The sequence below is a fragment of the Brotocaccenecus cirricatena genome (genome assembly GCF_020687045.1).
GTDB classification, from domain to species: Bacteria; Bacillota; Clostridia; order Oscillospirales; family Oscillospiraceae; genus Vescimonas; species Vescimonas cirricatena.
In genome coordinates this window covers 1-13,104 of the sequence record NZ_JAJEPW010000035.1, presented here as the reverse complement: position 1 = coordinate 13,104, position 13,104 = coordinate 1, and the positions used below count along the sequence as shown (strand labels likewise).

The window sequence follows — 13,104 nt, the reverse complement described above, 5'->3', positions numbered from 1 at the left end:
ATAAAGAAACCAAAATAGGATTTATAGTTAAAACTCAACGAAAAATCGAGAATATTTGAAAAATCCCCTTGCGTGAGGTATTGCTTATGACGCTGCGTAATGATGTAAAATAGGCAGTGTAAGGAGGTGAAGCTATGTCAAAGTACACAACAGGAGAAATTGCAAAGCTCTGTGGCGTATCTGTCCGAACGGTACAGTATTATGATTCCAGAAATATTCTCATTCCCAGCGAATTGTCAGAGGGTGGACGTCGGCTATACTCTGAACAGGATTTGAAGCGAATGAAGATCATTTGCTTTCTTCGTGATGCAGGAATCTCAATTAACAGCATTGGTGAACTACTTTCTGAAGATAATCCGGGCAGTGTTATTTCTGTTTTACTAGAACAGCAAGAGCAGCTTCTGCAAGAAGAAGTCAGTGAGCGCAAAGCGAAGCTGGAAATGATCGACGGCATCAGACGAGAGCTAAAGAGTATGGAGAATTTCTCTGTTGAATCTATCGGTGATATAGCATATGCGCTGGAAAACAAAAAGAAAATGAATCAGCTTCATGCCATTTTGTTAATTTCGGGTATTCCTATCGGCATAATTCAGTGGACATCAATTATTATGTGGATAGCTACAGGAATATGGTGGCCTATCATTGTTTGGGCTTTATTAGCGATTCCGTATGGAATCTGGGTATCCAACTTTTACTTCAAGCGAGTTGCGTATATCTGTCCACGGTGCCATGAAGTATTCAAACCAAATTTTAAGGAAGCATTTTGGGCAAGACATACACCGACACTCCGAAAGCTGACCTGTACTTGTTGTGGATATCACGGCTTCTGTGTAGAAACTTACGGAAAGGAGGAAAAGAAAAATGGATAAGGTTATGGAATTTCTTCCGTTTTTGATTCCGCTTGTAATTGCGGAATTTGCGCTGTTGGGTTATACATTGCATCACATTTTGACCCATAACACCTATAAGCGTGGAAATCGTACTTTGTGGCTTATCATCACCATTGTACTGATGAACTTTGTTGGGCCGATCCTTTACTTTCTGTTCGGAAAGGAGGATGCGTAATGGATATGTTATACATCTCCAATCTGTATAAGCGTTTTAGTGATAAAAAGGTTTTGAATGGGCTGAATTTATCTGTACCAGAGCATAGCATATTCGGATTTATAGGTAAAAACGGCGCAGGCAAAACAACGACGATGAAAATGGTACTCGGCCTCTTAAAAGCGGATACAGGTGAGATTATAGTAAACGGTGAAAAAGTGGTTTACGGACAAACAACAACTAATCGTTATATAGGTTATCTGCCCGACGTACCGGAGTTTTATCCGTTTATGACGGCGGCAGAATATCTTCACTTTTGCGGCGAAATTACAGGAATGAAGCGAACGGAGAATGAAGAGCGTTGTAAGGAACTATTGGAGTTAGTTGGACTTGGGAATAAAACGCACCACATAAAAGGTTTTTCAAGAGGTATGAAACAGCGTTTGGGTATTGCACAGGCTCTCTTAAATAGACCAAAGCTGTTGATCTGTGATGAACCCACTTCTGCGCTTGATCCCGTGGGAAGAAAAGAAATATTGGATATTCTTTTGGCTATCAGAGAACAGACGACGGTGTTGTTTTCCACGCATATCCTTTCAGACGTAGAGCGCATTTGTACCGACGTGGCCTTTCTTAATAACGGCGTGGTAGGTGTTCAAGGAAAACTTTCCGACATTAAAACGAGATACCGCAGTGAAGAATATCAGTTGGAAACGGGAAATGATACAGATATGCTCATTCTTCAGCAAACTTTTCCTAATATGCAACAAATCGGCAGAAATCAACTTGTTTTTTGCGAAGGCGATTACACCGTATTTGATATACTGCGCTTTATAGCGGATAAGCATATCGCACTTTTGAAATTGGAACGAGCAGAGCCAACGTTGGAGTCTTTGTTTATGGAGGTGGTTGAGAAATGAAATCCTTGCTTGCCTTTATAAAAAAAGAAACAATGGAACAGTTTCGCTCGGGCAGATTGATGATTCTCGGCATACTGTTTGTTCTGCTCGGCGTTATGAATCCGGCTGTTGCAAAAATAACACCTTGGCTGCTTGAGATATTGGCAGATTCCCTTGCGGAAAGCGGTATGACTGTAACGCCTGTAACTGTAAGCGCAATGGATTCATGGGTGCAATTCTTTAAGAATATGCCACTTGGATTGATTGTCTTTGTTTTGCTTCAAAGCAGCATCTTCACCAAGGAATATCAATCGGGCACGTTGGTTCTGTCTTTAACCAAAGGGCTTGAACGCTTTAAGGTCGTTGTTTCTAAAACTGTTGTGCTTACTGTTCTTTGGACGGTTGGCTATTGGCTGTGCTTTGGGATCACATACGGATATAACGCATATTTCTGGGATAATTCGGTAGCACAAAACCTTATCCTTTCTGTGGTATGTTGGTGGCTGTTCGGTGTGTGTGTAATTTCGTTGATGATCTTATTCTCTACGATTGCAAATTCAAACACAGGTGTGCTTGTTGGAACGGGTAGCGTTGTCCTTGCGTCTTATCTGCTCGGCTTGCTTCCTAAAATAAGTAAATATTTGCCGACCTTATTAGCCAACGGAAACCCTTTGATTTACGGTGTTGCAGTAGCAAAAACATACATCGTAGCTATTTTAATTACAGTGGTTGCAAGTTTGATATGCTTTGCCGTAAGTATACCTATATTTAACAAAAAGCAACTGTAATTTTGAAATTAAAACAATGAAACAAACAGATTTTATATTGTGTCCGATCTGTAACAGCAAAACGCGGATTAAGATACGAAGCGATACGGTGCTTGAAAACTTCCCGCTATTTTGCCCAAAGTGTAAACAGGAAACGCTAATCAATGTAAAACAATTAAATATGTCAGTTATCAAAGAGCCAGACGCAAAGACGCAGAGCCGATAACACGCAGATTTTAGTTTGCGGTTATCGGCTCTTTTCTTTGACAACTACATTCTGCCTATACGATTGCTGACAGATTACAGCTTATAAACCGTTGCTGTCAGCTAATTGAGGTTACAGTTTAAGCGGCGGTTTTGAAATAACAATCAAAGCCGCCTTTTTCCTTTTGAAAAATGGAAATACGGAGGGTGTATTAAAGTCGCCCATTTTTAAGGATATGGCGGTATCAAGGAGGTATCGTCATGTTCATTTTTGTTTGTACTACCCCGCCAAATAGCCTACGCTCAAAAAAAGCCTTTACCCACCGTCGGGATATTTCGCCCATGAGCATGAACTGTCAATACATCTAAATACTGCTGGCAAGTCCCTTGCGCCCGTCTGCTTTTTGCAGTCGGGCGCATTTTGCTTCTCCAAAAGTTTTTTTGAAAAAGTTTTCTTTTTCGGTTGGCATATTCACGGCTTCGCCGTGGAGGGTTGCCGAAAGGGGATAAATACTAACCCGCCCCCGGGACGAAAGGGGGTGAGAACATGGATTACCCTAATCGGCTGGAATGGCAAACGAGATGTGAGTTTAATGCGTACTGCAAACGCGCTTTACGAAACGAACTGATTGACGCTTGCCGAGAGCGAAAGCGTAGGCAACTCCGCGAAGTGATCTTTTCAGACCTGACCCCGCAGGAAGAAAGGCAGCTTTACACCGTTGACAAGTATTTTCAAGACGGCAACGAAGAAGCCTTTTGCGCAGGAGGCTTGAAGATTACCGCAAAACTGCTTGCCGAAGCTCTGCACACCCTGCCGGACGAAAAAAGACAAGCCGTATTGCTGTACTACTTTTTCAACATGACCGACGTTGAAATTGCGGAAGCGATGAAGATCCCCCGCAGCACAGTACAGTATCGGCGCACAAGCTCTTTTGAACTGCTGAAACGATATTTGGAGGAACGAGCCGATGAATGGAACGATTAGCAACAATTCCGATGAACGCGGCTTATTACCTTACCCGGTCATTTTAGCCGCGACGAAGGGCGACCCCGACGCTATGAAACTTGTCTTGCAGCATTACCAAAGCTACATGGCCCACCTGTCTATGCAGAAAATCCGCGACGAAAGCGGCAATACCTATTGGGGCATAGATGAGGACTTGCGGGAGCGGCTGCAAGCAAAGCTCATGCGGGCTGTCCTTAACTTCAAGGCAGATTAACGCAAAATGCAAAGCGTCCCCCTTTCCGCTTTGCGCGTTCAATCTGACCTTGACCCTGCTCCTTGACAAAGAAAGCGACGCAAGATAACGGCGACGCAGTATAGGGCAAATCGGATACGTTCCTTTTGCGCCGAGCCATACGGCGGGTGCGCCATGACTTCCCCATCGGAGAACGAGCGACTAACACCGACGCCGCAAAGCGAGCTGGCAGCTTGCGGGCAATGACGCGCAGAATACATAATGATACTCCCTTACAGCCACAGTCCGAGCGTTAAAAGCGTCGCAGGCAATGGGTAGGGCTGCATGAGAACCATGCAGGGGTGAAACTCCCGTGAGGTTGTGCTAACAACCGTCCGATTAAAGCACCATTATATTTTTTGTTGTAATAGTGGACTTGCCGCTTTTCATATAGTGTATTAGCAGTTTTCCGAAAGGGGGCTAATCATGGAGAAAAACGATAAATCCAAAACAGATACGATATGCAAGAGTGTTTTCAAAAGCGGCGAGAACACTACTTCAAAGAGCCAATTCACAAAAAAGTGGATTGAGCTTATCAATAGATTAGAACGAAACAAAAATGTTAATTCTCGCAAGAAATCATGACAAGCTGTTTCCGTTATGGTATAATCATAGTGGAAATAGCTTGTTCTATCTCTTGGAGGAGATATGAACATGAAAGTTGCGATTTATTGCCGCTTATCCGAAGAAGATAGAAACAAGCAATTTGAAACCGACGACAGCAACAGCATACAGAACCAAAAGACTATGCTGCTGCAATACGCTATGGAACAGGGGTGGGAACTTTACAACATATACAGCGACGACGACTACACGGGTTCAGATAGACGACGCCCGGAATTTAACCGTCTGCTCAAAGACGCAGAAGCGCACAAATTTGATATTATCCTCTGTAAAACACAATCCCGCTTCACCCGTGAATTGGAATTAGTTGAAAAGTACATACACGGGTTATTCCCTATTTGGGGTATTCGTTTCATCAGCATTGTTGACAATGCCGATACCGCCAACAAAGGAAACAAAAAGTCACGTCAAATCAACGGACTTGTCAATGAGTGGTATTTGGAGGATATGTCCGAGAATATCCGCAGCGTTTTAACCAACAGACGAGTGAACGGTTTTCATATCGGCGCATTTGCCCTTTACGGGTACAAGAAAGACCCCGACCAAAAGGGACACTTGATAATCGACGAAGAAGCCGCAGCCGTTGTCCGAGAAGTATTTACCCTATTCGCACAGGGTTACGGAAAAACTGCGATTGCCCGTATGCTCAATGACAGGGGCATACCAAATCCAACTGAATATAAGCGTCTGCATGGCTTGCGGTATCAGCAGCCGAAAACAAAGAACAGCACCCTTTGGAAATACTTTGCTATTTCTGATATGCTGATAAATGAAATCTATATCGGTAATATGGTGCAAGGAAAATACGGCAGCGTTTCCTATAAGACGAAGCAGAACAAGCCCCGTCCCAAAAGTGAGTGGTATGTCGTAGAGGGTACGCATGAGCCGATTATAGATCGTGAGTTATGGGACAGAGTACAGGCGTTAATCGAACAGAGGGCAAAGCCCTTTGACGTTGGCACAGTCGGTTTATTTGCAAGAAAAGCCCGGTGCGCTAACTGCGGTTACACCATGCGTTCATCAAAGTCTGCACCGGGGCGCGGAAGCAAACATTATTTACAATGCTCCAACCGCCATGTGGCAAAGGACGCTTGTATCGGCTCTTTTATCTCTGTTGACAAATTGGAAAGGCTTGTAATAGATGAGCTTAACCGTTTAGCAACCGATTATCTTGACAAAGACGAGTTAGAACAGAACATTGAGTTTTGCGACAACTTGCAGGAGCAGAAAGCCCGTCTACTCTCTGATATTGCAGTCTACGAAAAAAAGGTTGCAGAGTATTCAAAAGGTATTCGGGAGCTTTACATGGATAAGGTCAAGGGCTTAATTTCTGAAAGCGATTATGTAGAAATGTCTAAAGATTTTACCACAGAGCGTGAACGTTTGGAACGTGTAATTGCTGACGGAGAAAAGCAGTTAGCCGAAATCGAAGAAAAAATTGCGGCGGGCGATAATCGCCGCGAACTGATTGAACAATACACCAACTTGGAACACCTTACCCGCGAGATCGTGGAAACGCTGATTGATTATATATCCGTCGGCAAGCGTATTCCGGGAACAAGGAACGTTCCGATTGAAATTCACTGGAACTTTTAATCACAAGTTGTTCTTATATGATTGCAGCAGAGCAGAAGGCCCGGGTTACCTACGACAACATCCTGCGCCTGTCCGACGACCCGGACGTCAACGATGTCATCAAGTTCCTGCGGGCTCGGGAGATCGTGCATTTCCAGCGCTTCGGCGAGGGCCTGCGCCTGGCCAAGGAGAAGATGGACCAGAAAAATCTCTACTTCGTCAACCCGTCCTTCGATCAATAAGCGCAAAAATGCCCCTGCCTTCGTTTCAGAAGGCAGGGGCATTTTCAGATAGCTGTCAGATGCGGATGGCCAGGTTATAAGCGGCCTTGGTGGCCTGCCACATATTGCCGGGCTTCTCGGTGTTGTAGCTGTCTCCGATGTTGTGGACCTCGGCGGCAACCATTTCCTGCTGAGCGGACAGGAAGGGCTGGTCGTCGCCCTTGTTGCCGATGGCCATGACCACCAGGTCGGCCTCCAGCTGCTCGATATACTCCTCGTTGGTCATCTTGGGGGCCAGGGGATTCTCCACGTTCTTGGGGATGATGGGAGCCCAGGTGCAGTAGGGATCCGGCACGGCCTTGGCGCGGTTGCGGGCGATGACCACATGGCCATTCTCGAACCGGGTGACCCGGGCGCAGTTGATGAGCTGGCCGCCCTCGGCCTCGAAATAGTGGATCAGATGGCCGCGGTTGGCGGTGCAGGCGCCCTCCTCGAAGTGCTCCAGCATCTCCACGCAGGTGACCTTGCGCTGGTGCTCGGTGGCCAGCCAATAAGCGGTCTCCAGGCCCACGGCACCGCCGCCCACCACCACGATCTTGCGATCGGTGTCGGCCAGCTCCTGGGGATGGGTCAGCAGCCAGGTGGCCTCGATGTGGCGGGTCTCCTTCAGGCCGGGAATGGGAGGCAGACCCTCCTTGCTGCCATTGGCAAACACCACGGCGTCGTATCCGGCTTCCTTCAGCTGCTGGTTGGTCATGGTGGTGTCCAGGTGCACGGTGACGCCGTCCTGCTTCTCCACCTGGCGGAACAGCCATTCCATATAGTTGTGCAGCTCATACTTGCTCAGAGGAGCACCGGCGGCGTGCATCTTGCCGCCCATACGGTCGGACTTTTCAAATACGTCCACGGTATGGCCCCGCTGTGCGGCGGTGATGGCGAAGTTCAGGCCCGCGCAGCCTGCGCCGATAACGGCGATGCGCTTGCGCACCTTGGCCGGGGTGGGAACGGCAGGCAGCAGCTCCTCGAAGCCGGTGCGGGGATTCACGGCGCACTGGGGATGGCCGCCCTCGATGAACTCGTTGACGCAGCCCTCCTGGCAGCCGATGCAGGGACGGATGTCCTCCACCTTACCGGCGTAGGCCTTGTTGCACCAGTCGGCATCGGCCAGCACCGGGCGGCCCAGCATGATCATGTCGCACTTGCCGTCCCGCAGGGCCTGCTCGGCCAGGTCGGGATAGCCCAGCTTGCCCACGGCCACAATGGGGACCTCCACGCCCACGTTGGACTTGACGCACCGGGCGGCGAAGTATTCCTTGGCCACCTTGGACACGTCCAGGAAGCAACCGGCGGGCATACCGGCCGGGGGATGGGGCAGCCACCAGTTGTCATAGCAGCCCAGGTCCACATCGAACATATCGACGCCGGCCTTCACCAGGTTCTCCATATAGTTCAGGGTATCGGCGATGGAGCGGCCGTTCTTGAAGCCCTTCAGGCTCTTGACGGTATCCATGCGGTCGCCGTAGGTCTCGTTCAGGGCCAGGGACAGGTCGATGCGGTACATAATGGGATAATTGGGGCCCACCTTCCTGCGGATGGCCTTGATCATGTCCACGCCGAAGCGCTGCCAGTCGGCATACTTGCCGATCTTGCGGTGGTTGAAGGCGGGGGAGGTCAGCTGATCCAGCAGATAGCCCTCGTGGCCGTGCAGATACACGCCGTCCATGCCCATGACCTTGGCGTCCATGGACGCCTGGGCGGCATTGCGGATGATCTTGTCGCACTCCAGGTCCGTCAGGGGACGGCAGGGCACGTCAGGCAGATAGAAGTTGGGGTTCCAGGAGGCGGAAACCGGCAGCTGGAGCTTGGTCAGCAGGCACTGGGGATTGCCCACACGGCCCAGGCCCGGCGTCAGCTGGATGAAGATGCGGCTGCCCCGGGCGTGAACGCCCTGGGCCAGGTCGCGCCAGCCCATGAAGTTGGTGCGGGTGCCGTCGATACGGGGGAAGTAAGAGTAGTTGCCCTTCTCCGTGACGGAGGAGTCAATGTGGTGGCTGATGGGGATCAGGCCCGTGGTCAGCAGGCCCACGCCGCCCTCGGCCCGGGCAAAGAAATACTGGAGCATCTTGTCGTTGGGACGGCCGGTCTCCTCGGCCATCTGACAGTTGCCCATGGGGGCCATGACCAACCGGTTCTTCACCGTCAGCTTGTTGATCTGGATGGGAGAGAACAAAGAGGTGTAGGGATAGAGGTCCCGGGTCATGCGTGCCGTGCCGCCTGCGCGGTTTTCGCAGTCGGTGCGCACCCAGTTGCCGAAGCTGTTGACCAGCTGCTGTACCAAAATGTCTTTCTTCAAGGGTATGCCCTCACTTTCCTGAAATGGTAAAAGTTTGCGTATCGATTGATGAGACAAGCATACCACATCTCGCCGCCAGAATCAACAAAAAAAACCAAAAATTCGAATAAATTCGTTGCAACTTGCCTGATTTCATGGTAAAATGATAGTGGTAAAAAACAAATAATGTACAGAGTATGGCATTTATGTGGATTAACGGCCACTGACTTTGTACAGAACCGCGTGCATGTATATGCACACAGCCCAGAAAGGACGTGAAGCACGGTTGAACAGAAACCCCAAGATCCTGGCCGTGGCCGGTAAGGGCGGCGTGGGCAAGACGTCGCTGTCGGCTGCCTTCGTGCGGCTTTTGACCGAGACGCACCCGGACGCCCGGATCTTAGCCATCGACGCGGACCCCGCCGTGGGTCTGTCCACCGCCCTGGGGGTGGAGGTACGGCAGACCCTGGATGATATCCGCAAGCAGATCGTGTCCTCGGTGGAGGACGGCGAGCCGCGGGAGGCCATCGAGCTGCTCAGCGAGGCCCGGTACCGCATCTTCGACACCATGGTGGAGCAGCAGAAATTCTCCTTCCTGGCCATCGGCCGGCCGGAGACCGCCGGGTGCTACTGCAAGGTCAACGCCTACCTCAAGGAGATCATCAATCTTCTGGCCGGTGACTTCGACTATGTGGTCATCGACGGCGAGGCCGGCATTGAACAGATCAACCGCCGCGTCATGGAGAAGGTCACCCATCTGGTGCTGGTGACGGACCCCAGCCGCAAGGGCACCCAGGTGATCCAGACCATCAAGCGCGTGGCCGACGACCTGGTGATGTACGACCGCTGTGGCGCGGTGGTGAACCGGGTGACGGACCCGGCCATGATCCCCTATATTCATATTGAAGGCATTGATGTTCTCGCCTATATCGGCAGCGACGCCAAGCACGCCGCCAACGATATCCGGGGACTGAGTGTTTTTGATCTGCCTGACGACGCTCCGGTGATCGCAGGCGCCCGCGAAGCCCTGACAAAACTGCAGATCCTGTAAACTTTTAGGAGAGAGGTGTAATTCTTGAGAGATCTGAAGCATTTGATCTACTTCGAAAATCTGCTGGAAAACGCCGACAATGAGCTGGTCAAGCAGGCTCAGGCGGACGGCAAGCTGGCCGTCGGCTATACCTGCTACCACGTGCCCGAGGCGCTGCTCAACGTCGGCAACTGCTTTTCCGTGCGCCTGCGGGCGCCCCGGACCGGCTCTTTGGACATCGCCACCTATTACATGTCCAACTATACCTGCGAGTTCGCCCGTGCCCTGGTGGAGCGGGGCATGGAGGGCGGCTTCCAGTTCCTGGACGCTTTGGCCGGTGTGGACGCCTGTTCCATGATGAACCGCGCCATGGAGCATTTTGAGATTCTCCAGCTGAACTCCAAGCCCAATTTCTTCGTGAGCCACTGCGATATCCCCTATAAAATCACCGACTATACCCTGGATTCCTACGTGTCCCAGATGCGCATCCATGTGCTGGACGAGCTGAAAAACCGCTACGGTGTGGACACCTCCGACGACGCCATCCGCGCCGCCGTGGCCCAGCATAACGAGGTCTGCCGCATCATCAGCGAGATCGGCGAAATGCGCAAGGCCGATAACCCCGTCATCACCGGGTACGAGTTCCATGTGCTGAACCTGGTGACCTATACCTGTCCCAAGGACCTGATTCTCCCCTATCTGCGGGAGACCCTGGAGGAGCTGAAGACCCGCCAGCCCGACGAGAAGCCCGCCTTCCGGGCCAGAGTCGCCATCGTGGGCAGCGAGATCGACGATCCCCAGCTGACCAAGCTCATCGAGGGCTGCGGCGCCCTGGTGGTGTCCGACCGCTACTGCTTCGGCTCCACCCCCGGCCGCGAGGTCATCGAGCTGAAGGACGACGAGGACCCCCTGCGCCAGCTGTGCCTGCACGTGATGCAGCACTCCGAGTGCGCCCGGTATATCGCCGACGAGAAGGTCCAGCAGCGCCGGGACACCGCCGACCGTCTGGCCCGGGAGTTCAAGGCCGACGGCATCATCTATGAGCAGATGAAATACTGCGACTACTGGGGCTTTGAGCGGGCTCTGGTCAGCTATATCATGCACGAGGAGTACAACTGGCCGGTGCTGTCCATCGACCGCCTGTACAACAACGGCAATTCCGGCCAGCTGCGCACCCGCGTCCAGGCCTTTGTGGAATCCCTGGAGATCAAGCGCATCCAAAAGAACGGAGGGACCAAGTAATGGCAAAGATGAAATTCCCCAACCCCAAGTTCTTCCGGGCCAAGGACAACGTGGACTGGAAGGCACAGGGCCGGAACCTGCAGGAAGTGGGCGGCATCATCTGGGATATGCTGAAGGAGACCGACTGGAAGGCCTTCGCCGCCAAGCAGAAGGCCAACGTCCAGGACAATGTCCGCCGGGTGGTCCGCGAGGCCAAGACCATCGCCGCCATGACCCCCGCCGAACGGCTGGACCTGCTGAAAACCGGTGAAAAGCACCTGGGCACCCTGTACCGCAAGGGCGACATGGTCACCGTGCGCCGCGAGTGGCGCGGCGTGGCCGACACCGCCTATGACTTCAAGGAGTGGCTGCGGACGTGGGGCATGCTGCTGGGCACCTTCTCCAAGGACCTGGTCCCGGCCCTGAACATGACGTTCTATTACCGGTGGATGATCTCCTATGTGTGCTGCGTCAGCTTCATGGACAAGAACACCATGGGCCAGCGGAGCAACGCCTTGAAGATGAGCCACCTGCTGATCTACGATATCTTCCGCTATGTGGCCGAGAACCTGGTGTTCCTGGCCAAGTGCGACAAGAAGAACGGCAACAGCGCCGAGCTGAACAAGAAGGTGGTCCTGTTCGACGAGATGACCATGGGCCAGATCATGGCGGGCTTCCCGGATCTGCTGGGCATCCCCTATCAGCTGATGCCCGTATTCCTGGTGTCCGAGATCGACCAGCTGACCTGCGTGCCGTATATTGACGCGGTGGAATCCTTCGGCCTGCCCGCCGATACCTGCCCCGTGCCCTCCTCCGAGTGCGGCGCTCTGGTCATCGACGCTCTGCCTCATATGGGCAACTGCTTCATCTCCTCCTCCATGCCCTGCGACGGGTCCACCATGGCCTCGTCCTATATGGCCCGCCGGTTCCCCGACCTGCCGGTGTTCCATCTGTGCTTCCCCGTCCGGTATGAGGACGAGGCCACGCTGAAGATGGGCGCGGAGGACATCCGGGCCTGCATCAAGTTCATCGAGGAAAAGACCGGCGCCCAGTGGAGCTGGGACGCCTACTTCTCCGCCATGAAGCGCTTCAACGAGGAGACCAAGTACGAGCTGGAGAAGTGGGAGGTCAACAAGACCGCCTATCCTCAGCTGCTGGGTCCCTGCTACGAGCTGTTCCGCAAGTGGAACTATGAGATGGACGGCGGTATTGATCCCCGTGTCATGAAGACCTGCAAGAAGGTCAACAAGCTCCTGCTCCAGGCCTACGAGCGCCGCGACGAGGCGTGGGTGGGCAAGATGCGCTATCGCGGCATCGTGTGGTCCTGCCCGGCCCACTACTATGCCAACTTCTCCAACTGGCTGGCTAACTGCTGGGGCATCAACATCCTGGTGGAGATGGAAAGTCTGAACTTCACCAAGCCCCTGGAGACTGAGGACCCCGAGCTGGCCCTGCTGGATCTGGCCCGTCTGTACGAGCGCATGGTCATGCGCCGTCACACCAACGGCGGCTACCAGAACGTGGTGGACGAGCTGTGGCGTCAGTGCGAGGCGTGGAACGCCAACATCATCATCATGTATCAGAACGTGGCCTGCAAGAACATGGCCACCGTCCAGGGCATCCTGGACGAACAGGGCCGCGAGCGGGGCTATCACCTGATCTGGATCGAGCACGATCTGATGGATCCCCGCACCGTCTCCCGCAAGACCATGCGCGACAAGGTCAACGAGTATATGCGCACGGTGATGCGGGCCGAGCCTGTGGACCCCACCCTGCTGGACTTTGATGACGAAATTTGTATGTAATTTCGGACCATACTACATAAATAAGGAGTAATTGACTATGAAATATTACGGCGGCTGCGACGTAGGCTCCACCTACACCAAGGCAGTGATCCTGGACGAAACCGGCAAAATCTGCGCCGATACCACCATCCGCAGCAAGATCAA

General features: G+C 52.3%; 12 protein-coding genes and 1 pseudogene. 12 read left to right on the top strand and 1 reads right to left on the bottom strand.

All coding sequences use genetic code 11. The features are described 5' to 3' along the window. Positions 1 to 134 precede the first annotated feature (134 nt). The 9 genes and pseudogenes from LKD37_RS11315 to LKD37_RS11275 all read left to right on the top strand — a co-directional run. Positions 135 to 869: a MerR family transcriptional regulator gene (locus LKD37_RS11315; RefSeq protein WP_302929315.1), complete on the top strand. Its 735-nt coding sequence runs from the start codon at positions 135 to 137 to the stop codon at positions 867 to 869. Then, positions 862 to 1,065: a PLDc N-terminal domain-containing protein gene (locus tag LKD37_RS11310; protein ID WP_178872969.1), complete on the top strand. Its 204-nt coding sequence runs from the start codon at positions 862 to 864 to the stop codon at positions 1,063 to 1,065. The genes LKD37_RS11315 and LKD37_RS11310 overlap by 8 nt, the downstream gene beginning before the upstream one ends. After that, positions 1,065 to 1,964, top strand: a complete 900-nt coding sequence (locus LKD37_RS11305; RefSeq protein WP_302929314.1) for an ABC transporter ATP-binding protein — start codon at positions 1,065 to 1,067, stop codon at positions 1,962 to 1,964. The genes LKD37_RS11310 and LKD37_RS11305 overlap by 1 nt, the downstream gene beginning before the upstream one ends. Then, positions 1,961 to 2,731, top strand: a complete 771-nt coding sequence (locus LKD37_RS11300) for an ABC transporter permease subunit (RefSeq protein ID WP_302929313.1) — start codon at positions 1,961 to 1,963, stop codon at positions 2,729 to 2,731. Before LKD37_RS11305 ends, LKD37_RS11300 begins: the two co-directional genes overlap by 4 nt. 16 nt (positions 2,732 to 2,747) lie before the next feature. Next, positions 2,748 to 2,936 carry a cysteine-rich KTR domain-containing protein gene (locus tag LKD37_RS11295; protein ID WP_178872974.1) on the top strand — a complete coding sequence of 63 codons (189 nt, stop codon included), beginning with the start codon at positions 2,748 to 2,750 and terminating at the stop codon, positions 2,934 to 2,936. 525 nt (positions 2,937 to 3,461) lie between these two features. Continuing rightward, positions 3,462 to 3,899, top strand: coding sequence for an RNA polymerase sigma factor (locus LKD37_RS11290; RefSeq protein WP_178872977.1), 438 nt, complete (start codon positions 3,462 to 3,464; stop codon positions 3,897 to 3,899). Then, entirely contained in the window at positions 3,883 to 4,134 is a 252-nt protein-coding gene (locus tag LKD37_RS11285) for a helix-turn-helix domain-containing protein (protein WP_302929312.1), read from the top strand. The genes LKD37_RS11290 and LKD37_RS11285 overlap by 17 nt, the downstream gene beginning before the upstream one ends. Positions 4,135 to 4,806: 672 nt before the next feature. After that, positions 4,807 to 6,372 carry a recombinase family protein gene (locus LKD37_RS11280; RefSeq protein ID WP_349048647.1) on the top strand — a complete coding sequence of 522 codons (1,566 nt, stop codon included), beginning with the start codon at positions 4,807 to 4,809 and terminating at the stop codon, positions 6,370 to 6,372. Positions 6,373 to 6,392: 20 nt separating this feature from the next. Then, positions 6,393 to 6,593, top strand: a pseudogene (locus tag LKD37_RS11275) (manganese catalase family protein); the annotation flags it as partial. A gap of 55 nt (positions 6,594 to 6,648) precedes the next feature. Here the strand turns inward: LKD37_RS11275 and LKD37_RS11270 are convergent. Beyond that, positions 6,649 to 8,925, bottom strand: a complete 2,277-nt coding sequence (locus tag LKD37_RS11270; RefSeq protein WP_302929310.1) for an oxidoreductase — start codon at positions 8,923 to 8,925, stop codon at positions 6,649 to 6,651. 265 nt (positions 8,926 to 9,190) lie between these two features. Here LKD37_RS11270 and LKD37_RS11265 point away from each other — a divergent pair, with 265 nt between their 5' ends. Genes LKD37_RS11265 through LKD37_RS11255 form a run of 3 tightly spaced genes read left to right on the top strand, consistent with a single transcriptional unit; the run spans position 9,191 to position 12,960 of the window. After that, positions 9,191 to 9,955: an ATP-binding protein gene (locus LKD37_RS11265; RefSeq protein ID WP_302929309.1), complete on the top strand. Its 765-nt coding sequence runs from the start codon at positions 9,191 to 9,193 to the stop codon at positions 9,953 to 9,955. A gap of 24 nt (positions 9,956 to 9,979) precedes the next feature. Further along, positions 9,980 to 11,176, top strand: a complete 1,197-nt coding sequence (locus LKD37_RS11260; protein ID WP_302929308.1) for a 2-hydroxyacyl-CoA dehydratase family protein — start codon at positions 9,980 to 9,982, stop codon at positions 11,174 to 11,176. After that, positions 11,176 to 12,960 (top strand): 2-hydroxyacyl-CoA dehydratase family protein, encoded by a 1,785-nt coding sequence (locus LKD37_RS11255; RefSeq protein WP_302929307.1) that lies wholly within the window; start codon positions 11,176 to 11,178, stop codon positions 12,958 to 12,960. Before LKD37_RS11260 ends, LKD37_RS11255 begins: the two co-directional genes overlap by 1 nt. Positions 12,961 to 13,104: the final 144 nt, after the last annotated feature.

What these genes read in the sequence shown, in the direction of transcription:
- LKD37_RS11315 (WP_302929315.1), top strand. Translation starts at nt 135, where the DNA reads ATGTCAAAGTACACAACAGGAGAAATTGCAAAGCTCTGTGGCGTATCT.
- LKD37_RS11310 (WP_178872969.1), top strand. Translation starts at nt 862, where the DNA reads ATGGATAAGGTTATGGAATTTCTTCCGTTTTTGATTCCGCTTGTAATT.
- LKD37_RS11305 (WP_302929314.1), top strand. Translation starts at nt 1,065, where the DNA reads ATGGATATGTTATACATCTCCAATCTGTATAAGCGTTTTAGTGATAAA.
- LKD37_RS11300 (WP_302929313.1), top strand. Translation starts at nt 1,961, where the DNA reads ATGAAATCCTTGCTTGCCTTTATAAAAAAAGAAACAATGGAACAGTTT.
- LKD37_RS11295 (WP_178872974.1), top strand. Translation starts at nt 2,748, where the DNA reads ATGAAACAAACAGATTTTATATTGTGTCCGATCTGTAACAGCAAAACG.
- LKD37_RS11290 (WP_178872977.1), top strand. Translation starts at nt 3,462, where the DNA reads ATGGATTACCCTAATCGGCTGGAATGGCAAACGAGATGTGAGTTTAAT.
- LKD37_RS11285 (WP_302929312.1), top strand. Translation starts at nt 3,883, where the DNA reads ATGAATGGAACGATTAGCAACAATTCCGATGAACGCGGCTTATTACCT.
- LKD37_RS11280 (WP_349048647.1), top strand. Translation starts at nt 4,807, where the DNA reads ATGAAAGTTGCGATTTATTGCCGCTTATCCGAAGAAGATAGAAACAAG.
- LKD37_RS11255 (WP_302929307.1), top strand. Translation starts at nt 11,176, where the DNA reads ATGGCAAAGATGAAATTCCCCAACCCCAAGTTCTTCCGGGCCAAGGAC.